Here is a 20,577-nt window from a genome sequence, read left to right as displayed (position 1 = left end):
GCGGGTTGCGGGCGCGGCGCACGGTGTACTCGTCGCCACCGGACGGGGTGCGGCAGGTCGAAAGGACTTCCCAGATGAACAGTCGGCACGCCGGGCGGGTTCCGCCGAGCCCCGTGGTCACCGACTCCGGAGTCGACCACGTACGCCTGGCCTACCACTACCTGGACTCGGGCGACCTCGACGGCTACGGGTCGCTCCTGCACGCGGGCCTGCTCGGCGTCGCGGAACTGGAGCGCCCCGCGATCGGGGCCCGCCACCACATCACGCGGATCGTCGCGGAAGGGGACTGTGTGGTGGCGATGGGCCGCGTCGCCCCGCAGCAGCGTGAGTTCGTGGACGTCTTCACCCTCTCCGCCGAGGGCATGCTCCGCGCCTGTCGCCGTTACTACGCCGGCGCGGTCCGCTGAGTCCCTGCCCATCGCGCGGCACCGCCGGGAGACGGGCGGTGCCGCCGGGAGCGCGCGGCGGCGCCGAAAAGCCGTACCAAGTCAGGCAAAACGGCCCGTGAGGCGCTGGCTCAGGGGCACCCGTTCGAAGGCCCGAACAGGTGGTGCGTTAGCATCTGAGCGCCGCCTAGCTCGAAAGATAAACCTGTGACTGTCAACGACGACTCGTTCACCCACTGGAAAAACCGCGAGGAGATCGCGGAGTCGATGATCCCGATCATCGGGAAGCTGCACCGCGAGCGGGACGTCACCGTCCTCCTCCACAGCCGCTCCTTGGTGAACAAGTCGGTGGTCAGCATCCTCAAGACCCACCGCTTCGCCCGGCAGATCGACGGCGAGGAGCTCTCGGTCACCGAGACGCTGCCGTTCCTCCAGGCCCTTTCCGCGCTCGATCTCGGCCCGTCCCAGATCGACATCGGCATGCTCGCCGCCGAGTACAAGTCCGATGACCGCGGTCTGTCGGTCGACGCCTTCACCGCCGAGGCCGTCGCCGGCGCCACCGGCGCCAACAAGATCGAGCGCTCCGCGTCGCGCGACGTCGTCCTCTACGGCTTCGGCCGCATCGGCCGCCTCGTCGCCCGCCTGCTCATCGAGAAGGCCGGCTCCGGCAACGGCCTGCGACTGCGCGCCATCGTCGTCCGCGGCGGCGGTGAGCAGGACCTCGTCAAGCGCGCCTCGCTGCTGCGCCGCGACTCGATCCACGGCCAGTTCCAGGGCACCATCACCGTGGACGAGGCGAACAGCACGATCGTCGCCAACGGCAACACGATCAAGGTGATCTACGCCAACGACCCCTCGGAGGTCGACTACACGGCGTACGGCATCAAGGACGCCATCCTCATCGACAACACCGGCAAGTGGCGCGACCGCGAGGGCCTCTCCAAGCACCTGCGCCCCGGTATCGAGAAGGTCGTCCTGACCGCCCCGGGCAAGGGCGACGTCCCGAACATCGTGCACGGCGTCAACCACGACACGATCAAGCCGGACGAGCAGATCCTGTCCTGCGCCTCCTGCACCACCAACGCGATCGTCCCGCCGCTGAAGGCCATGGACGACGAGTACGGCGTGCTGCGCGGCCACGTGGAGACCGTCCACTCGTTCACCAACGACCAGAACCTGCTGGACAATTACCACAAGGCGGACCGTCGCGGCCGCTCCGCGCCGCTGAACATGGTCATCACCGAGACCGGTGCCGCCTCGGCCGTCGCGAAGGCGCTGCCCGACCTGAAGGCGCCGATCACCGGCAGTTCGATCCGCGTCCCCGTCCCGGACGTCTCGATCGCCATCCTCAGCCTGCGCCTGGGCCGCGAGACCACCCGCGAAGAGGTCCTCGACTACCTCCGCGACGTCTCGCTGCACTCGCCGCTGAAGCGTCAGATCGACTTCACCACCGCGCCCGACGCCGTCTCCATGGACTTCGTCGGCTCGCGCCACTCCTCGATCGTCGACGCGGGCGCCACCAAGGTGGACGGCGACAACGCCATCCTCTACCTCTGGTACGACAACGAGTTCGGCTACTCCTGCCAGGTCATCCGCGTCGTCCAGCACGTCTCCGGGGTGGAGTACCCCACCTACCCGGCGCCGGCTGTCTGACCGCGCACGGCCGCGGCGGTCCGACCGCCGACGGCCCGCAGGGCGTCCCGTGAGGCGGGGCGGCGGACGGGGTGGCGAACGCTTCCGACAGGGAGCCCGCCGTCCCGCCGCCGTCCCGCTTTCACGTGTGCGGACCGACCGGGCGGACCGGCCCGGCGACGGGTCAGTGGACGACGCTGAAGCTGCGCCACGGCAGGCTGCCGGGAGCGGTCACGTTCGAGCTGTCGGTCGGCACGTAGATCCCCGGCGCCTTCTCGGTCTTCTGGCACCCCGGAGTCCGGTACAGGATCACGTCGAGCAGGGTGTTGTTGTACACGTGCGCCGCGCCGCGCGGCAGGCCGATGGTGTGGCAGCCCTGGACGGGGGTGTTCAGGTAGTTGATCACGACCGGGCCGTCCTCGGCGCGGAAGGCCAGGCTGCCCACGGTGGTCTTGCCCGCCGAGCAGGCGGTGGCCGTGAGCAGCAGCGCCGCCCCGGTGATGACGCCGATACGCCGGAGATGGGACATGGCTCGGTCCTCGTCTGTGCGGTGATGGCTTGCCCGTTACCGCAGCCTTGCCCGTCGCCCGCCGGGAGGCATCCGCTGCGCACCCGGTGGGATGACGGCCGAACGGGGACGGGGGCGGGTGGTGGCTTCGGGAGGGGTCCCGAAGCCACCACCCGCCCCCGAGAGGGACGGCCTACCGCACCAGCGCCGCGCCCCGGTCCTCCAGGACGCCCGCTATGCCCCGCGCGAGGCAGGGGATCCGCTCCAGTCCGATCCCCGCGATGTTCACCCGGCCGGCGGTCGTCCCGTAGATGGCGAACGTCCCGCGCAGTCGCAGCATCTGCTCGGGCGACAGCGGCAGCATCGAGAACATCCCCTTCTGCCGCGCCAACGAGGCCGCTTCGGCGTCCCGGCCGAGCGCGCACAGCTGCTCCACCAGAGCCCGCCGGTTGGCCGAGATCCGCTCCCGCATGGCGTCCAGCTCCGACCGCCAGGAGGCCTGGAGGCCGGGGTCCTCCCAAATGGCCGTCACGACCGCGGCCCCGTGCTCCGGGGGCATCGAGTACTGGGTGCGGGCCGCGTTCTGCAGGGCCGTCTCCGCGTGCCGCAGCGACTCCCGTGACGCCCCGAGGACGACGGCGCAGCCGGTGCGGTCGCTGTAGAGGCCGAAGTTCTTCGAGCAGCTGATCGCGAGGAGCATCTCCGGCACCCGCTCCGCCAGCTTCCGCGTCGCCGCCAGGTCCGCTTCGAGGCCGTCGCCGAGTCCGTGGTAGGCCAGGTCGACGAACGGCACCCAGCCGTCGCGCACGGCCAACCCCGCCAGCGCCTCCCAGGCATCGGGCGTCGGGTCGACGCCGGTCGGGTTGTGGCAGCAGCCCTGGAGCAGCACCACGTCGTCGCGGCGGGCTCGGGCCAGGTCGTCCAGCATGCCGTCCTGATCCAGCCACCGGTACGTGCGCACCGTCAGGCCGGCCGCCTCCAGGATGGGGCGGTGGTTCACGTAGGCGGGGTCGCTGATCCACACCGTCGTGCCCGGACGGGTCCGGCAGATCAGATCGGCCAGCAGGCGCAGGGCGCCGCTGCCGGCCACGGTCTGGACCGCCACGGCCCGCTCCACCGGACCGTCCGGACCGAGGACCATCGAGAGCATCGCGCGGTTGAAGCCGAGGTTCCCGGACAGTCCCCGGTACTCCTTCGAGGCGGAACGTTCCGCCAGGCGTATCTCGGCCTCGCGGACGGCCGCCATGACCGGCGTGCCGCCGCTCTCGTCGCGGTAGACCCCGAGGACGAGGTTCAACCGCTCGGGCCGTGTGTCGGCCCCGAAGGCCTCGGTGAGGTCCCACAGGGGGTCGACGGGCGGCGGGAGGAGGAGTTCGAGCATCTAGGGCAGCCTCGGGGTGACGGGGGCGGACACGGGGGCGGACAGGGGATCGGGGGCGGGGCGCCGGTTGGCGAGTACCACGCCCGCGGTGATCACGGGCACGCCGACGAGCACGCTCACCGTCGGCGACTCGTGCAGCAGGGGTACGGCCAGCAGCACGACCGCGACCGGGCTGAGGCTGCCGAAGACCGAGCTGCGCTCGGCCCCCAGCCGCCGGATGGCGAACGCGTACAGCAGGCCCGCGCACAGCCCGACCCCGAGCCCCTGCACCACCAGGAACAAGGCGATGTCACCGCCCGCGGCCGACGCCAGGCCGGTGGGCAGCACACCGGTCAGCACCAGCAGCGCCATCACGACGAACGAGGGCACGCACAGCAGCCCGATCGACCCGACCGGATCGAGCGCGACCTCCTTGAGCCCCACCGTGTACAGCGCCCACAGCCCGCTGGCCAGCAGCAGCACCCCGGCTCCCGCCAGCACGTCGGTGTCCACCGGCACCACGTAGCGCCACACGAGGGCGAGGACACCCGCCGCGATCAGCGCGAGACCCGCCGCCTGTGTGCCCCGCGGCGCGCCGCGCCCGCCGGCCATCATGAGCGCGGAGACGAACAGGGGCACCATGCCCGGTATCAGCGAGCCCACGAACGCCGCGGACGTCAGGGAACCGCCGTACATCGCGGCCAGGAAGAACGGCACGCCCGCCCCACAGACGATCTTCGCCGCGGTGGCCGGGCGCACGGCCGCGATGCTCCGGCGGCGGCGCCAGAGCGCGGGAGCCAGGACCACGACGGGTACGCCGAAGCGCAGCAGAGCGGCGTCGGCGGGCCGCAGGGACGACGTGCTCAGGGCCCGCGCGCTGAGCGCGAAGGCGGCCCAGATCGCCACCGTCGCCGCCAGGGCCAGCATGCCGCGCGCCTGGGGCGAGACGCGCGGGGCGGGCGCGGGCGCGTCCGCGGGGCGGCTTTCCGTCGTTGCCAAGGAGGTTCCTCCAGCCTGAGAGGGCCGGATTCGGCCACAAGGCAACGCTAGGGCTTCGGGCGGGGCAGGCGATTGCCAGTTCTGCCTTCCACACCTACCGTGGGGGCAGAATCTGCCAAGGAGTGACGATGGACGCGGTCGATCTCCAGATCATTCGCGAATTGCAGGCCGACGGCCGCCTGTCCAACCAGGACCTCGCCGACCGCGTGAGGCTGTCCCCGTCACCGTGTCTGCGCCGGGTGCGCCGGCTGGAGGAGGCCGGTCTCATCCGCGGCTACACCGCGATGGTCGACCAGGTCGGCTTCGGACTGCCGATCACCGTCTTCGTGCGGATACGGCTGGAGCGCCACACGGGGGAGGCGGTCCGGCTCTTCGAGGAGCACGTCGCCGGCATCGAGCACATCCAGGACTGCTACTTGATGGCCGGCAGCAGCGACTACCTGTTGCGGGTCGTCATCGAGAGCCTCCAGGCCTACGAGGCCCTCGTCCGGGACCGGATCCACGCCATCCCCGGCATCGCGTCCATCGAGTCGAGCTTCGCGTACGGCAGCGTCAAGCAGTCCCGCGTGTACCCGAGCCCGAAGTACCCGAAATGACGACGTGACGGTCACGGCCCCCCGGCGTCCGGCCCGTCCGGCAACTGCTGCTCGGACCAGATGACCTTGCCGCCCTCGGGGGTGTACCTGACGCCCCACCTGCGGCTGATCTGGGCCACCAGGAAGAGTCCGCGGCCGCCCTCGTCCGTCGTGGCGGCGTAGCGCAGGTGCGGCGAGGTGCTGCTGCTGTCGAAGACCTCGCAGGTCAGTACCCGGTCGTGCAGCAGGCGCAGCCGTACGGGGGCGGCGCCGTGCCGGATCGCGTTGGTGACGAGTTCGCTCAGCACCAGTTCCGTGCCGAAGGCGAGCTCAGACAGGCCCCACTCCTCCAGCTTCGCGACGGCGAGGGCCCGCATCCCGCCGACCGCGCTCGGCTCGAACGGCACCGCCCACTCCGCGATGCGGTCCGCGCCGAGCGCCGAAGTCCGTGCCACCAGGAGGGCCACGTCGTCGCGGGGGCGTACCGGCAGCATCGCCTTGAGCAGGGCCCGGCAGGTCTCCTCCGGCTCCCGGTCGGCATGTCCGAGCGCCGCGCGGACCAGGTCGAGCCCCTCCTCGATGTCCCGGGCCCTGTCCTCGATCAGTCCGTCGGTGTACAGCACCAGCTGGGTGCCCTCGCTCAGATCCAGTTCGGCCGACTCGAAGGGGAACCCGCCCAGCCCCAGGGGGGCGCCGGGCGGCAGTTCGGGCATCTCCACCCGGCCGTCGGGGCGGACGACGAACGGCGGGACGTGCCCGGCCCGGGCGATCGTGCAGCGTTGGGTGACCGCGTCGTACACCGCGTACAGGCAGGTGGCCCCGAGCAGGCCCGCGCCGCTGCCCGCGCCGTCCGTGCTCTGGTCGATGTACTGGACGAGGTCGTCGAGCCGGGCGAGGAGCTCGTCCGGCGGCAGGTCGAGGGAGGAGAAGTTGAGCACGGCGGTGCGCAGCCGGCCCATGGTGGCGGCGGCGTGCAGGCCGTGTCCCACGACGTCGCCCACGACGAGCGCGACGCGGCTGCCGGGTAGCGGGATCACGTCGAACCAGTCGCCGCCGACCCCGGACTGCGCGGGCTGGTAGTAGTGCGCCACCTCGACGGCGTTCTGCTCCGGCAGGTCGCGCGGCAGCAGGCTGTGCTGGAGGGTGACGGCGAGGGCGTGTTCACGGGTGTACCGGCGCGCGTTGTCGATGGTGATCCCGGCCCGGGCGACCAGTTCCTCGGCGAGCGAGACGTCCTCCTCGTCGAAGGGCTCGGGCTTGCGCGAGCGCCAGAAGTTGACCACCCCGAGCACCGTGCCCCTGGCCTTGAGGGGAGCGGTGATCAGGGAGTGGATGCCGTAGTCGATGATGGCCTGGGCCCGGGGCGGGTCCTGGGCGTACCAGCCGGGCGCGTCGGATAGGTCGGTCACCACCTCCGCCCGGCCGCTGCTGAGGCCGCGGGCCTGGGGGGTGGAGGGCAGGAAGTCGATCAGTATGCCGCGCTCGTAGAGCGGCGAGTCGTCCCGGATGCCGCTGACGGCGGTGCGGCGCAGGTCGGCCGTGGAGGTGGGCTCGTCGCCGTGCAGGACGGGCTCGGCCAAGTCGATGGTGACGAAGTCGGCGAAGCGGGGGACGGCCACGTCGGCCAGTTCCTGGGCCGTGCGTTCCACATCGAGGGTGGTTCCGACGCCGACACCGGCGTCGTACAGCAGCTTCAGACGCCTGCGGGTCGCGTCGGCGCGGGTGCTGAGGACGCGCATCTCGGTGGAGTCCCTGATGGTCACCGAGGCGCCTTCCCGGCGCCCGCGCAGCCGGGTCGGCCGCTGGTTGATCACCAGCAGGCGGTCCCCTGCCTCGTGCATCTCGTCGGTGGCCTCCCGGCCCGACTTCAGGAGCTCGCCCAAGGGCCGGTCCAGCCCCGGAAGCTCCTCGACGAGCCGGCCCTCGGCGTCCGGGGGCAGGCGCAGCAGCCGGGTGGCCTCGTCGTTGGCGAGCAGCAGCCGCCCGCTCCCGTCGGTGATCAGCACGCCCTCGCGCACGGCGTGGAGGACCGCGTCGTGGTGTTCGTACATCCGGGTCATCTCAAGCGGGCCCAGGCCGTGGGTCTGCCGCCGCAGACGCCGGCTGATCAGCGCCGATCCGGCGGTGGCCAGGCCGAGGCCCACGGCGCTGGCGCCGAGGATGACGGGGAGCTGCCGGTTCACGACGCCGGTGACGTTCTTGACCTTGAGGCCGGCGGAGACCAGGCCCACCACCTTGTGGTTCTGGTCGAAGACCGGCACCACGGCCTGGAACTCCTTGCCGAGGGGGCCGTTCACGCTTTCGGTGTGGACCTGGCCGGCGAGGGAGGGGCCGATCGTGCCGACGAACCGTTTGCCGATGCGGTCGGGCAACGGGTGCGTGTAGCGGATCCCGTTGGTGTCCATCACCACGATGAAGTCCACCTCGGCCTTGCCGCGGGTGGCTTCGGTGACGGGCTGGAGGATCTTGGAAGGATTGGGGGAGCGCAGCGCCTGCTGGAGTCCGGGGGAGTGCGCGAACGTCTCGGCGACCGCGACGGATCGGTTGCGCGCCTCGCGGTCCACGTCGTGGCGCGACTGCAGCAACAGGGCGAGGACCGCACCGGCCGCGAGCAGCACCACGATCGCCACCTGGAGGACGAATACCTGTCGGGCGACGCTACGCGGGCGATTTTTGCTCAGTGACCGCACCGACATCCCCGGCACGGGTGGCAAGGATCGGTCACGCACCCAGTTGTAGCACTGTCGGCGGCCCTCGGCGTGGTGGTCGCTCGTGCCGGGCCTCCCGAACACGCAAATTTATCTTGACGTCAAGATTCTCATCGGGCAGGCTCCCCCATGTATCTCGACATCGAGATACATGACCCGGGGGAACGGAGAATGGCATGCGGGGCGGCGCGATGACGCGTAAGGACCGACCGGGGGGCCTGTTGGCCGGGCTGCGGAGGCCGCCCGGCGGTCGGGACGCGCGGATCATGCTGCTCGCGCAGTTCCTGGACCGGTCGGGAACGGGGGTGTGGGCCGCGGCCAGTGTCCTGTACTTCACCTTCGTCGTCGGACTCGACGCCCGACAGGTCGGAATCCTGCTCGGCGCCGCCGGAGTGGCCGGCATAGCGGGCTCACCCCTCGCCGGGCACCTCGCGGGCCGGTTCCCCGTCCGCCGGCTGCTGATCGCCGCCCACCTCCTGCGCCTGGGCACGCTCTGCGCGCTGCTCGTCGTCACCCGGTACGAGCTGCTCCTGGTGGTCGTGGCCCTCACCAGCCTGGGGGACAGGGCCGCCAAGACGCTGGAGATGCTCTTCGCGACCCGCGTGGCCGGCGAACGCCGGGCCACCTACCAGGCCCTCGTCCGGAGCTCGGCGAACGCCGGCTACGCGATCGGCGCGGGCGTCGCCGCGATCGGACTCGCCCTCGGCACCCGCGAGGCCTACCAGGCCCTGATCCTGGCCAACGCGCTCTCCTTCCTCGCGGCCGCCCTCCTGGTCCGGCGCACCCGCGAGCCGCGCGACCACGGACGGGTCGCGGCGCGGACCGGTGCCCCCGCGGGCCCGCCGCCGGCCGCGTCGAGTCCGTGGCGCGACCGCGGTTACCTGGGGTTCGTGCTGCTGGACATCGCCATGAACCTGGACGACTCGATCCTCGCCGTCGGGCTGCCGCTGTGGCTGGTCACCCACACCCGCGCGCCGCACGCCCTCGTCCCGGCCTTCCTCGTCGTCAACACCGTGCTCGTCGTGCTGCTCCAGCTGCGCGTGTCGGCGAAGGTGGGTCGACCGCGCCAGGCGGCCGGAGCGGTTGCCCTGTACGGGGTCACCCTGCTCGCCTGCTGCGTGTTCCTGGCGCTGTCCACCGGAGCCGGGGCCTGGGGCGCCTCGGCCGGCCTGCTCGTCGCGGCGGTGCTCGCCACGGCGGCGGAGCTGATGCGGTCCGTCAGCTCCTGGGAGTTGGCGGTCAGCCTCGCCCCGGTCCGGGAGAGGGCGGCCTACCTGGGCGTCGCGGGGATGTCCCAGTCCGTGCAGAAGTCGGCCGGGCCGCTGCTGTTGACCGGCGCGGTGATGCCGGCCGGACCGGCGGGATGGGTGCTGCTGGGCGCGGCGGTCACGGCGCTCTCCCTCGTGCAGCGGCGCGCCGGCCTGCGCCGGCTGCGGGCGATGGAGGGCCGTACCGCCGAAGCCGAAGCCGCCGCCGATACCGCCCGGGGCGCCGCGGCGACCGTCGAGGGCGCGAGGGACCCGGCCTGAGCCGCCGTTCCCCAAGGTCGTGACGCCCGCCGCGGGAGCAGCCCCCGCGCGCGGCACCGATCGGTCAGGCCGGCCCTTCGCCCCCGAGTCGCTTGAGGCGTCCCGGCCGCCCGAACCGGCGGGCCGCGCACGCCGACAGGGCGCGTCGCCGGCCTTCCAACGGCGCCGAGGACACCGTCAGCGCGGTCACCAGCACGGCCAGGGCCACCCCGCTCACCGCGAGCCCCGCCGCCAGGCCGGGAGTACGGTACGCGCAGGTCACCCGGGTCGCCCCCGATCCCAACGGCACGGCGATCAGCCCGTCGAGCGTGCCGGGCGCCTTCGCGGTCGCCCCGTCCACCGAACACCGCCAACCCCGAACGGCGGGAACGGCCACGACGGCGGTCCCTCCCGAGGTGCGCGCCGGGAAGACGGCTTCGATCGTGTGACCGCCCGCCGTCACCCGGGTCGGGCCGGACGCCCACAGACGTGCCACCGCCGCGTCGAGGGCACCCCGGTCCAGGCAGCCCACGGGGAAGCGCGGGATGTCCTGGGCGCGGTCGCCGGTCAGCGTCAGCGCCACCTCGCCGGCGCCCGTGACGGTGCCCAGCGGCAGCAGACCGTTGTTCGTCATGGGATATGCGCCCGACAGCCGCTCGGTCGCCCCGAGCGCCTCGACGGTGCCGGAGAACCAGGGCACGTACGCGATCGCCGAACTCCCCGGGGCGCAGGAGAAGGCGAACGTGCTCCGGACGCCGCGGGGCAGCCGCCACGAGCCGTCGGCCCGGGCCCCGGCCGCCGTGCCACCCGCCGGCCGGGCGGCCGGCACGGTGTAGACCCGCGCCCCCAACACCTGCTCCTGACGGGCGAACACGGTGTCCGCGGCGGCCGCCGGCGCGCCCTGCCGCAAGGTCACCACCGGGGACGCGTCCGCCGACCGCCGGGTGAACCCGTCCGCGCCGCCGTGGTCAAGGTAGCTGCCCACGCCCATGACGGCCCGACCGACCGGATCCTCGAAGCCGACGGTGTGCCGGCCCGCCATGTACCAGCCCGCCCCCAACCCGCTCAGGGTCCGCGCGGTCCGGGCGGGCAGGTAACTGCTGTAGTAGGCGCCGCCCTGGCCGCCCAGCAGGAGCGGGTCGTTGTCGGCGAACTCGTGCGGACCGGGCTCGCTGCGCAGGTCCGGCCAACGGTTCTCCGCCCGCACCGCCCCCCGCGCCGCCAGCGACTGCGCGTCCAGCGTCCGCTTGGGCCGCCACCACTCGTCCCGGTCCCGCTGCTCGGTCACCGACACCACCGTGAACACCGTGGAGACGAACACCGTGCCGAGCAGCGCACCCGTCAGGACGATCCGCGCCGTCCGGCCGCGGCGCCGCGACAGTGACAGCAACAGGGCCAGGACCACCGCGCCGCCGGCCAGGGTCAGGGTCCAGGTGGTGGCGGTGACGTACGCGCTGGGTCCGGCCACGGCCATCACCACACCCAGCACCCCGGCGCCCGCCGTCAGCTCGCGGGGGCGCGGCCGGGCGGTCAGCGCCATCCACGCCACGGCCACCAGCATCCCGGCGAGGGTGAACGAGGCCCGGTAGGGGCCGCCGTTGGGCAGGGCCAGGCCGTGCCAGAGCAGGATCGTCGGCGTCCAGACGTAGGACAGCGCCACCAGGACGAGCAGCACGCACCAGGCGACCCGCTCCCTCCCGGGCACCCGGCGGAGGAACGGATACGCCAGGACGAGCAGCAGCGGCAGCATGCCCACCGAGATCTGGGGCGCGCTCGCGTGGAAACCGCCCGGCAGCAGATGGGCGAGGTAGTCGTGGAAGGCGGGTGGCCCCGGATAGTGGACCTCGGGTCCCGGCTGCGCCGCCCGCGAGGCCGGGAACGTCACCGTCAGCACCGGGGCGACCAGCGCCACCCCGACAGCCGTCATCGACAGGGCCCGCAGCGCGACGCGGCGCCGGACGGGCCACGGCCGCCCGTCGAGCAGCAGCCGGACCAGCAGGACCAGCGCCATCCCCAGGGTGGCCATCGCGGCGGTGTAGAAGTTGCCGGCCCAGCACACGGTCACCAGCAGCGTGCCCGACACCCAGCGCCGGCGGCGCAGACACCAGTCGTACGCGAACCCGGTCAGCGGAAGCGCCACCAACCCCCACATCCACATGGGGTCGGCGAAGCCGTTCGACACGGTCCAGCCGCTGACGCCGTAGCCCACCGCCAGAGCCGCGCGCGGCCACGGCGGGCCCGGCCGCAACCGACCCAGCCACACCGTCATCAGGGCCGTCGCCAGCCCGATGCTCAGCAGGGTGACGAGGAAGACCGGGAACTCGACCCGGTCGCGGGGGAACAGCGCGACGAGCCAGGAGAACGGATTCATCAGGTACGTGAGGAAGTCGGCGAGGAAAGGGACCCCGTACCCGCTGCCCCAGTTGAAGAGGAGGTCCCCCTCGGTCCCCCCGCGCAACAGGTCCCACAGATGGGCGTGGAACGGCACGAACTGGTTGCCCAGGTCGTTGACCGCGCGGGAGCGGGCGCCGAAGGGGTACGTGCCGTGCACGGCCATCGCCAGGCAGTAGGCCCCCATCGAGAGCGCCGCCGAGACCGCCGCGGCCACGCTCTGCGGGTCCGGTCTGCGGCGTACCCGCCGATGCTGCTCCTGGCCGGTGGTGGGAGGGGAGGTCGTCAGCACCATGGCGCCAGCCTCGCAGGTGCCGGGCGGTCCGTGTGCCGACACCACCATGACCGCCGCGCCTGCGTCCGTCCGGCGGGAGCGGACGGGTGAACGTCCGGCGCCGGCCGCTCGGACAGTCCGCGGGGCCGGGCCGCCCGGCCCGCGCACGGGACGGTTCCGCAGGTCAGGCGGGGACGGTCGCCGCGCCCACCATCCGCCGGAACGCCTCGGCGTCCTTGACGGCGGCCCCGCCCGGGTCGTTGTTGAAGTAGGCGAAGACGTCCGCCGAGGCCGGCCAGGTCTGCGTAATCCGCCCCGCCCACGAGCGCAGCGCGGCCGGCCCGTAGCGGGGCCACGGCCGCGCACGCCCCTCGTGGAACCGTACGTACCCCCAGTCGGCGGTGCGCCACAGCGGCGTCACCGGTCGCGAGTGCCGGTCCGCCCAGCACAGCGCCGCACCCCGCTCGGTGAGGACCGACCGGATCTCCTCCGTCCACCACGACTCGTGTCGAGGCTCCACCGCCACCCGCACGCCGGCCGGGAAACAGGCGAGGCAGGCGTCCAGGGACCGCGCGTCCGCGCGCAGGGTGGGCGGCAGTTGCAGGAGCACCGGCCCCAGCCGGGGCCCGAGGGCGGCGCTGTGAGTCATCAGCCGCCGCACCGGCTCCTCCGGGTCGCGCAGTCGTTTGATGTGGGTCAGGAAGCGACTCGCCTTGACGGCCATGACGAAGCCGTCAGGGGTCCGCGCGCGCCAGGCCGCGAAGGTCTCCGGGGCGGGCAGCCGGTAGAAGGCGTTGTTGTTCTCGACCGTGCCGAAACGGCGCGCGTACTCCTCCAGCCACAGGCGCTGCGGCACCCCCTGGGGGTAGAAGGTGCCCGTCCAGTCCCGGTACTGCCACCCGGACGTCCCGACCCACACGGGCATGGTCACCTCCGCTGCCGCGACGGACCGTCTGTGACGGCGCCTGCCCGGCGGGAGCCGCCCGAAACCGCCGTGCGAGCCGCCCGAAGCCGTCGGTCGGCACCGGTCCCGGGGACGCGTTGACAGGGCGTGCGGCGCCGACGTATCCAGGAGGTGAGGGTCGGCCCCGTACGCCCGGCGGCTGTCCGCGACCGTCTTGCGGGACGGGGGGAGTTCCCGTGCCGACGAGATCCGTGACCGGCCCGCGGGAACGCGAAGGGAGCGGACCATGGCCCGGTCGGTCGGCATCGACCTCGGAACGACGAACTCGGTCGTCAGCGTCCTCGAAGGCGGCGAACCCACCGTCATCCCCAACGCCGAGGGCGCCAGGACCACCCCCTCGGTCGTGGCCTTCGCCAAGGGCGGGGAGGTCCTCGTGGGCGAGGTCGCCAAGCGTCAGGCGGTCACGAACGTGGACCGCACGGCCCGTTCGGTCAAGCGGCACATGGGCGATCCGCGGTGGCGCTTCCCCGAGCACGGGGACGTGGACGGCAAGCGGTACACGGCGCAGGAGATCTCCGCGCGCGTCCTGCAGAAACTCAAGCGGGACGCGGGGGCCTACCTCGGCGAGGACGTCACCGACGCCGTGGTCACGGTCCCCGCCTACTTCAACGACGCCCAGCGCACCGCCACCAAGGAGGCCGGCGAGATCGCGGGCCTCAAGGTCCTGCGCATCGTCAACGAGCCGACGGCCGCCGCCCTCGCCTACGGCCTCGACAAGGCCACCGACCAGACGATCCTCGTCTTCGACCTCGGTGGCGGCACCTTCGACGTCTCCCTCCTGGAGATCGGCGACGGCATCGTCGAGGTCAAGGCCACCAACGGCGACACGCACCTGGGCGGCGACGACTGGGACCAGCGGATCGTCGAACACCTCGCCACGCAGTTCCGCAACGGCTACGGAATCGACCTCACCCAGGACAAGATGGCGCTCCAGCGCCTGCGCGAGGCCGCGGAGAAGGCGAAGATCGAACTTTCGTCCGCGACCGAGACGAACATCAACCTGCCCTACATCACGGCTTCCGCCGAGGGTCCCCTGCACCTGGAGGAGAAGCTCACCCGCACCGGGTTCCAGCAGCTGACCGCGGACCTGCTCGACCGCTGCAAAACCCCCTTCCACCAGGCCGTCAAGGACGCGAAGATCCAGGTCGGCGACGTGAACGAAGTCATCCTGGTCGGCGGTTCCACCCGGATGCCGGCGGTGACGGACCTGGTCCGGGAACTCACCGGCAAGGACCCGCACAAGGGCGTCAACCCGGACGAGGTCGTCGCCATCGGCGCGAGCCTGCAGGCCGGTGTGCTCAAGGGTGAGGTCAAGGACGTCCTGCTCCTCGACGTGACCCCGCTGTCCCTCGGTATCGAGACCAAGGGCGGCATCATGACCAAGCTGATCGAGCGCAACACGACCATCCCGACCAAGCGGTCCGAGACGTTCACGACGGCCGAGGACAACCAGCCGTCGGTGCAGATCCAGGTCTACCAGGGCGAGCGCGAGATCGCGGCGTACAACAAGAAGCTCGGCATGTTCGAGCTGACCGGTCTGCCGCCGGCCCCTCGCGGCGTCCCGCAGATCGAGGTCTCCTTCGACATCGACGCCAACGGCATCATGCACGTCACGGCGAAGGACCTCGGCACGGGCAAGGAACAACGGATGACCGTCACCGGCGGCTCCTCGCTGCCCAAGGACGACATCCGGCGCATGGTGCACGACGCCGAACAGCACGCCGAGGAGGACCTGCGCCGCAAGGAGGCCGCGGAGACGCGCAACCGGGCCGAGCAGCTCGTGTACCAGACGGAGAAGTTCGTCAAGGACAACGAGGACAAGGTCCCCGGTGACGTCAGGACCGAGGTCGAGGCGGCCGTCGCGGAGCTGAAGGAGAAGCTCAAAAACGAATCCGCCGAGGGCGAGGCCACCGCGGCGATCCGTACGGCCACGGAGAAGGTCGCGGCGGTCAGCCAGAAGCTCGGCCAGGCGATCTACGCCGACGCCCAGGCGGCCCAGGCCGCCGGTGGCGCGGCCGACACCGGCCGGGCCGAGGCGGACGACGGCGCGGTCGACGACGACGTGGTCGACGCGGAGATCGTCGACGACGACAAACCGAAGGGAGGCACGGCATGAACCACCCGGCCGAGCCCCCGCGACCGGAGCGCCCCGACGCCACGACGGTGGTCGTCCTGCGCGACCGGCGCGGCGCCGGGCCGCCCGCCCTCTCCCCCCGGGCTCACGGCCGCCCGGACCGCGTCGACCTCCCGGGCACACCGCCCCGGCGGGCGCCCGCGCCCGCGGGGACGTCCGAGACGGCCCGCGCGCTCGCCGAGCGCACCGCCGACCTGCAACGGGTCAAAGCCGAGTACGACAACTACCGCAAACGCGTCCGGCGTGACCGCCTCGCCGTGCGCGAGGCGGCCGTCGCCAACGTGCTGACCGGGCTGCTGCCGGTCCTCGACGCGGTGGACGCCGCCCGCGCGTGCGGCGAGGACGCCGAAGGCTTCGACTCCATCGCCCGTCTGCTCGGCTCCTGCCTGGCCGCCCTCGGGTTGGAGAGCTTCGGCGAACCCGGCGACCCCTTCGACCCCCGCGTCCACGAGGCCGTCACCTCCGCCCCCGACCCCCACCGCACCACCCCGTCCTGCGCCCGGGTCCTGCGCCCCGGTTACCGCGTCGGCGGCCGGCTGCTGCGCCCCGCCCAAGTGGCGGTGGCCGAACCGGCCTCCGGCGACTGACCTCGCGAGCGCCGGGGAGACGGAACGCCCCTGAGGCGACCGCCGGCGGGTTTGCGGTCCCCGCGGGCGGGCACGCGCCTACGACGACGCCGATGAGAAGCACGGCCCCGAGTGGAGGCCCCCATGTCGACAAGCACGCTCATCGTGATCATCGTTCTCGTGGTGGTGGTACTGATCGCCATCGCGGTCGCGGTCCGCCTGGCCTCGCGCAGACGGCACCTGAGGGAGCGGTTCGGGCCCGAGTACGACCGCACGGTGGAGGACGAGGGCGGCCGGCTGGCCGCCGAGCGTGAACTGCGCGCCCGCGAGCAGCGCCACGCGGAGCTGGACATCAAGGAACTGCCGCCGGCGCGCCGGACCCAGTACGCCGAGGAATGGCAGGGCGTCCAGGAACGCTTCGTGGACCGCCCCGAGGGGGCTGTCGCCCAGGCGGACGAATTGGTCACGCGGCTCATGAGGGAACGCGGTTACCCGACCAACGGGTTCGGCGACCAGGTGCGCGACCTCTCGGTCGAGCACGGAAGCACGCTGGAACACTACCGGGCTGCCCACGCGGTCAACGCGCGCAGCAGCGAAGGACAGGCGACGACGGAGGAGCTCCGCGGGGCGATGGTGCACTACCGCGCCCTGTTCCACGAGCTTCTCGGCGATCAAGGAGGCCGATGACATGCAGGACCGCGACGAGACGGCCGGCCGGCCCGACGAGGGCGGACTGACCACCGAGCGCCTCGCGCATCCGGGAGCAGACGAGCGGAGCACCGCCGTCTACCCGGGGGAGGCGACGGGCGACCGCAATGTCGGCCCGGGCACGGGCGTGGGCGAGGACGCGCGGGAGGACGTCGGGGAGTACGGGGTCGGGGAGTACGGGGGAGACGAGCGGCACGGAGCGGACGCGGGCGGCACGACGACGGACGACCTGCGCGGAGGCGACCGGGCGGGAGCGGACACCTCGGACACGGCGGGCGGGACGGCCGTCGGTACCGGGAACGGCACGGGCGCCGGGGGCGACAGCGGCAACGAACCGTTGCTCGCCGGCCGCGACGCGGAGGACTTCCGCACGAGGTGGAGCGAGATCCAGGGCCGCTTCGTCGACGACCCGCAGGACGCCGTGCGGTCCGCGGACACCCTCGTCGCGGAGGTGATGCAGACGCTGGCGGCCACGTTCGCCTCCCACAAGGAGGAGTTGGAAGGCCAGTGGAGCAAGGGCGAGGAAGTGGTGACGGAAGACCTGCGCATCGCGCTCCAGCGCTACCGCTCCTTCTTCAACCGCCTCCTCACGACCTGACCGCCCTCACGGTCGCCGGCCGTCCGACGGGACGGGGCACGGCCGGCGGCCGGGTGGCCCCATCGGACAACGGTCGGCCGGTGCACGAGGTGCGCCGGCCGACCGCTCGTACGCTCCTGCGGGGGGCACCCCGGGCGGGGGACGGCGGGTCCTCAGTCGCCGGCGCGGCGGGCCCAGGCGAGGGAGGCGGCCCCGGCCCCGCACAGCGTCGCCGCGGCGAGGGCGCCCCTGTGCCGGGTGGCCCACCACTGGAAGCTGTGCTGATGGGACGACGCGGCGAAGCGGCCGTGCGCCCCGAAGTCCCGCCGGGTGTCGGCCGGTTCCCACAGGTTCGCCGGCTCGTCCGCCGGGCGCGGGGTGTCCGTCTGCTGGGAGTCGAAACCCGTACGGGCCAGGTACCGGTCGAGCAGCCCCGGCGCGACGGCGTTCGCCATCAGGGTCGCCGCGGTACTGCCGCCGACCCAGTACTCCCGCCGCCGCGGATGGTCCGCCGCGTACACGATGGCCCGGGCGGCGAGTTCGGGCCGGTAGATCGGCGCCACCGGCCGCGCGCGCCGCGGCAGCCGCGACAGCACCCAGTCGAACTGCGGGGTGTCCAGGGCGGGGAGTTGCACCATCGTGGTGCGCACGCGCGTGCCCGAGGCGAGCAGTTCGCACCGCAGCGCTTCGTGCCAGCCCTGGATGGCGTGCTTGGCGCCGCAGTACGCGCTCTGCAGCGGAATGCCCCGGTAGGCGAGCGCGGAACCGGCGTGGACCAGGGTGCCGCGATCGCGCGGGAGCATCCTGCGCAGGGCCGCGTGCGTGCCGTAGACGTACCCGAGATAAGAGACCTCGGTGACCCGGCGGAACTCGTCCGGGTCGATCTCCGTGAAGGGCGCGAACACGGATGTGAAGGCGACGTTGACCCAGATGTCGAGGGGGCCGAGTTCGTCCTCCGCCCGTTGCGCGGCGGCTTCGACCGCCTCGGGGTCGGCGACGTCCGCTTCGATGGCGAGGGCCCGCGCGCCCCGTTCCTCGGCGTCCCGGACGGCGCCTTCGAGGCCCGCACCGCCGCGCGCGATCAGGGCGAGGCGGTCGCCGCGGGCCGCGAACGCCCGGACGACCGCGCGCCCCACGCCGCCGCTGGCGCCGGTGACGACCACGACCCGGCCCCGGGCGGCGGACCCGTTCATGGCCGCTCCCCTTCCCGCTCGGACCCCTCAGCGGCCTCGTCCCCGCGGGTACGCGCGCGGTGGCTGGTGTCACACCAGGGGTAGATCCGACTCCGCCGACAGGTGCACACGGCCACGACCGGGCGCTCCGAGCGGGCCGTGGAACCGTCCCGCCGGGGGCGTTCCACGGGTCCCTCGACCAGCTCGGGGCCGTCTGGCTCGGTGACGTGCCGCACCGGGGCGCCGCCGGCGGCCGTCGTCGTTCCGGACGCCCCGGACGCCCCGGACGCCGCGACCGCCCCGGACGCCCGGTCCGCCCCGGATGCGGGGCCCGCCTCGGTTACCTCGGATCGCTTCGCGTTCATACGCTCCGCCTTGCCGGTCAGCGGCCGTCGAAACCCGTCCGGCACCCGTTCGGCCGCGAGTGCCGGTGGTTTCCCTCCGGTCTACGGGCCGTCCGCCCCCCGGCCCTCCCCGCCCTCCTCCGTCCGCCCGTCCCGCGGGGAGTGCCCCTCCCCGGGCCGCCGTCGGGTCGATTCCTCCTTGCTGCGGCCGCGGGTACCGCCCTCCTGACCGGGCGCCTCGTCCACCTGCTCCTCACGCCCGATCCCGGGCCGCTGGGCCTTGTCCTCCATCCCACCGCCCCCGTCCGTGCCACCCGTCCGAGCCGTCCCGCTCATCGCCGTCCTCCTCCTCGTCGTCGCCGTCGGCGTCCTTCGCGGACGCCTCCTCGTCCCCGTCTACCCCCGGGCACCCGGCCCGCACCCCCGGCCTACGCCGAACGGCAGGAGTGCCGAGCGGCGAAGAGGGTAGGCGCCGCGTATGTTCGCTTCCGTGATCGACAGCACCGCCTCACTGCTGGCCCGCGGCTACGCATGGCTGCCGGGCCTCCAGGAGCGTGCCGGGGGAGAACCGGTCGTCACCCGGTTGATGGGCCGGCGGACGATCGTCCTCGACGGTCCGGGAGCGGTGGAGTTCTTCTACGACGAACAGCACGTCCTGCGCGAGGGCGCCCTCCCGGGCCCGGTCCTCGACACCCTGTTCGGCCGGGGCGCGGTGCACACGCTCGACGGCGACCGCCATCGCGTCCGCAAGGACCTGTTCGTCTCCCTCCTGATGTCCGAGGGCGGCATCGCCGCGCTCACCGAACGGTTCACCGCCCGCTGGCCGCGCGCCGTGGCCGGCTGGGAGGGACGCGAGGTGGTGCTCTTCGACGAGATGAGCGCCGTCCTCGCCGGAGCCGTGTGCGACTGGATGGGACTGCCCCTCTCGGAGGGGGCGGCGCGCTCGATCGGCGAGGACTGCGTGGCCGCCGTCGACGGATTCGCCACCGCCGGGCCCCGTCACTGGAAGGCCCGCCGGGCCCGGGCCCGGCAGGAGCGGGCGCTGTGCCGGGTGGTTTCGGAGCTGCGCGCGGCGGCCGCCCCCGTGCGGACCGAGGGACGGCCCCGCTCGGCCCTGGCCACGGTGGCCTGGCACCGCGACGCCGACGGGCGCCTGCTGGACCCGCGAACGGCGGCCGTGGAACTGCTCAACATCATCCGCCCCACCGTGGCCCTGTCCTGGTTCGCGGTCTTCGCCGCGCACGCCCTGCACAGCGCGCCCGTCCACCGGGACCGGCTCCTGGCGGACGACGGGACCTACGCCCGCGCCTTCGCCCACGAGGTCCGGCGCTTCTACCCGTTCGCGCCCTTCGTCGCCGGCCTCGCCGCCCGTGACCTGCGCTGGCGGGACACGCCCGTACCCGAAGGCAGCCTCCTCCTGCTCGACCTGTACGGACGCGACCACGACCCCGACGTCTGGCCGCGGCCCTGCGATTTCGACCCCTGCCGCTTCATGGGCCGGGAACCACCGCCGAACGACCTCGTGCCCCAAGGCGGCGGAGACGCCCGCACCGGGCACCGCTGCCCGGGCGAGGACATCACCGTCAGCCTGCTGTCGGCCGTCGTCACCGGCCTCGCCCAGCTGGACTGCGACGTCCCGGAGCAGGATCTGACGATCCCGCTCCACCGGCTGCCCACCCGGCCGCGCAGCGGATTCGTCATCTCCCACGCGCGCACGGCGGTCCGCGCCGACGGCGTGCCGTCCCGCAGCGTGTGGGCACCGCACCGGTAG

Annotated in this window: 18 protein-coding genes; 9 read left to right on the top strand and 9 right to left on the bottom strand. The window is 73.1% G+C overall.

Annotated elements, in window-relative coordinates; genetic code table 11:
- The first annotated feature begins 74 nt into the window (after nt 1-74).
- Both E6R62_RS06745 and E6R62_RS06740 read left to right on the top strand, forming a co-directional pair.
- Nucleotides 75-407 (top strand): nuclear transport factor 2 family protein, encoded by a 333-nt coding sequence (locus E6R62_RS06745; protein ID WP_136212374.1) that lies wholly within the window; start codon nt 75-77, stop codon nt 405-407.
- A 186-nt stretch (nt 408-593) separates the two neighbouring features.
- Nucleotides 594-2,039 carry a glyceraldehyde-3-phosphate dehydrogenase gene (locus E6R62_RS06740; RefSeq protein WP_136212373.1) on the top strand — a complete coding sequence of 482 codons (1,446 nt, stop codon included), beginning with the start codon at nt 594-596 and terminating at the stop codon, nt 2,037-2,039.
- A gap of 163 nt (nt 2,040-2,202) precedes the next feature.
- Here the strand turns inward: E6R62_RS06740 and E6R62_RS06735 are convergent, their stop codons facing one another.
- From E6R62_RS06735 to E6R62_RS06725, 3 genes are all read right to left on the bottom strand, one after another.
- Entirely contained in the window at nt 2,203-2,547 is a 345-nt protein-coding gene (locus E6R62_RS06735; protein ID WP_136212372.1) for a hypothetical protein, read from the bottom strand.
- Between the two features lie 172 nt (nt 2,548-2,719).
- Nucleotides 2,720-3,907, bottom strand: coding sequence for an aromatic amino acid transaminase (locus E6R62_RS06730; RefSeq protein WP_136212371.1), 1,188 nt, complete (start codon nt 3,905-3,907; stop codon nt 2,720-2,722).
- Complete coding sequence (locus tag E6R62_RS06725) at nt 3,908-4,885, bottom strand: DMT family transporter (RefSeq protein ID WP_240801514.1); 978 nt, start codon at nt 4,883-4,885, stop codon at nt 3,908-3,910.
- A 128-nt stretch (nt 4,886-5,013) separates the two neighbouring features.
- Between E6R62_RS06725 and E6R62_RS06720 the strand changes: the two genes are divergently transcribed.
- Entirely contained in the window at nt 5,014-5,481 is a 468-nt protein-coding gene (locus tag E6R62_RS06720; RefSeq protein WP_136212370.1) for an Lrp/AsnC family transcriptional regulator, read from the top strand.
- An 11-nt stretch (nt 5,482-5,492) separates the two neighbouring features.
- On the opposite strand, the gene E6R62_RS06715 is transcribed toward E6R62_RS06720, so the two are convergent.
- Nucleotides 5,493-8,156 carry a SpoIIE family protein phosphatase/ATP-binding protein gene (locus E6R62_RS06715; protein ID WP_136212485.1) on the bottom strand — a complete coding sequence of 888 codons (2,664 nt, stop codon included), beginning with the start codon at nt 8,154-8,156 and terminating at the stop codon, nt 5,493-5,495.
- 203 nt (nt 8,157-8,359) lie between these two features.
- On the opposite strand from E6R62_RS06715, the gene E6R62_RS06710 reads away from it, so the two are divergent.
- Nucleotides 8,360-9,697, top strand: coding sequence for an MFS transporter (locus E6R62_RS06710; protein WP_136212369.1), 1,338 nt, complete (start codon nt 8,360-8,362; stop codon nt 9,695-9,697).
- Nucleotides 9,698-9,761: 64 nt separating this feature from the next.
- Here the strand turns inward: E6R62_RS06710 and E6R62_RS06705 are convergent, their stop codons facing one another.
- Both E6R62_RS06705 and E6R62_RS06700 read right to left on the bottom strand, forming a co-directional pair.
- Nucleotides 9,762-12,362, bottom strand: a complete 2,601-nt coding sequence (locus E6R62_RS06705; RefSeq protein WP_168713988.1) for a YfhO family protein — start codon at nt 12,360-12,362, stop codon at nt 9,762-9,764.
- Nucleotides 12,363-12,525: 163 nt separating this feature from the next.
- A complete protein-coding gene (locus E6R62_RS06700) occupies nt 12,526-13,266 on the bottom strand; it encodes a DUF72 domain-containing protein (protein WP_136212367.1) in 741 nt (246 codons plus the stop codon).
- A gap of 265 nt (nt 13,267-13,531) precedes the next feature.
- Here E6R62_RS06700 and dnaK point away from each other — a divergent pair, with 265 nt between their 5' ends.
- The 4 genes from dnaK to E6R62_RS40240 all read left to right on the top strand — a co-directional run bounded on the left by dnaK (nt 13,532) and on the right by E6R62_RS40240 (nt 17,311).
- Nucleotides 13,532-15,421 carry a molecular chaperone DnaK gene (dnaK, locus tag E6R62_RS06695; protein ID WP_136212366.1) on the top strand — a complete coding sequence of 630 codons (1,890 nt, stop codon included), beginning with the start codon at nt 13,532-13,534 and terminating at the stop codon, nt 15,419-15,421.
- Nucleotides 15,418-16,026: a nucleotide exchange factor GrpE gene (gene grpE, locus E6R62_RS06690; protein WP_136212365.1), complete on the top strand. Its 609-nt coding sequence runs from the start codon at nt 15,418-15,420 to the stop codon at nt 16,024-16,026. The genes dnaK and grpE overlap by 4 nt, the downstream gene beginning before the upstream one ends.
- A 123-nt stretch (nt 16,027-16,149) precedes the next feature.
- Nucleotides 16,150-16,692 carry a hypothetical protein gene (locus E6R62_RS06685; RefSeq protein WP_136212364.1) on the top strand — a complete coding sequence of 181 codons (543 nt, stop codon included), beginning with the start codon at nt 16,150-16,152 and terminating at the stop codon, nt 16,690-16,692.
- A 1-nt stretch (nt 16,693) separates the two neighbouring features.
- Nucleotides 16,694-17,311, top strand: a complete 618-nt coding sequence (locus tag E6R62_RS40240) for a hypothetical protein (protein ID WP_206308666.1) — start codon at nt 16,694-16,696, stop codon at nt 17,309-17,311.
- Between the two features lie 152 nt (nt 17,312-17,463).
- Here E6R62_RS40240 and E6R62_RS06675 read toward each other — a convergent pair whose 3' ends face one another.
- The 3 genes from E6R62_RS06675 to E6R62_RS06665 all read right to left on the bottom strand — a co-directional run bounded on the left by E6R62_RS06675 (nt 17,464) and on the right by E6R62_RS06665 (nt 19,142).
- A complete protein-coding gene (locus E6R62_RS06675; protein ID WP_136212363.1) occupies nt 17,464-18,483 on the bottom strand; it encodes an SDR family oxidoreductase in 1,020 nt (339 codons plus the stop codon).
- Entirely contained in the window at nt 18,480-18,698 is a 219-nt protein-coding gene (locus E6R62_RS40690; protein ID WP_240801529.1) for a CDGSH iron-sulfur domain-containing protein, read from the bottom strand. The genes E6R62_RS06675 and E6R62_RS40690 overlap by 4 nt, the downstream gene beginning before the upstream one ends.
- 210 nt (nt 18,699-18,908) lie before the next feature.
- Nucleotides 18,909-19,142, bottom strand: a complete 234-nt coding sequence (locus E6R62_RS06665; RefSeq protein WP_136212361.1) for a hypothetical protein — start codon at nt 19,140-19,142, stop codon at nt 18,909-18,911.
- Nucleotides 19,143-19,296: 154 nt separating this feature from the next.
- Here E6R62_RS06665 and E6R62_RS06660 point away from each other — a divergent pair, with 154 nt between their 5' ends.
- Complete coding sequence (locus E6R62_RS06660) at nt 19,297-20,577, top strand: cytochrome P450 (RefSeq protein WP_136212360.1); 1,281 nt, start codon at nt 19,297-19,299, stop codon at nt 20,575-20,577.

It is taken from the genome of Streptomyces sp. A1136 (genome assembly GCF_004795055.1).
GTDB lineage: Bacteria > Actinomycetota > Actinomycetes > Streptomycetales > Streptomycetaceae > Streptomyces.
This window is presented reverse-complemented; position numbering and strand designations above follow the sequence as displayed.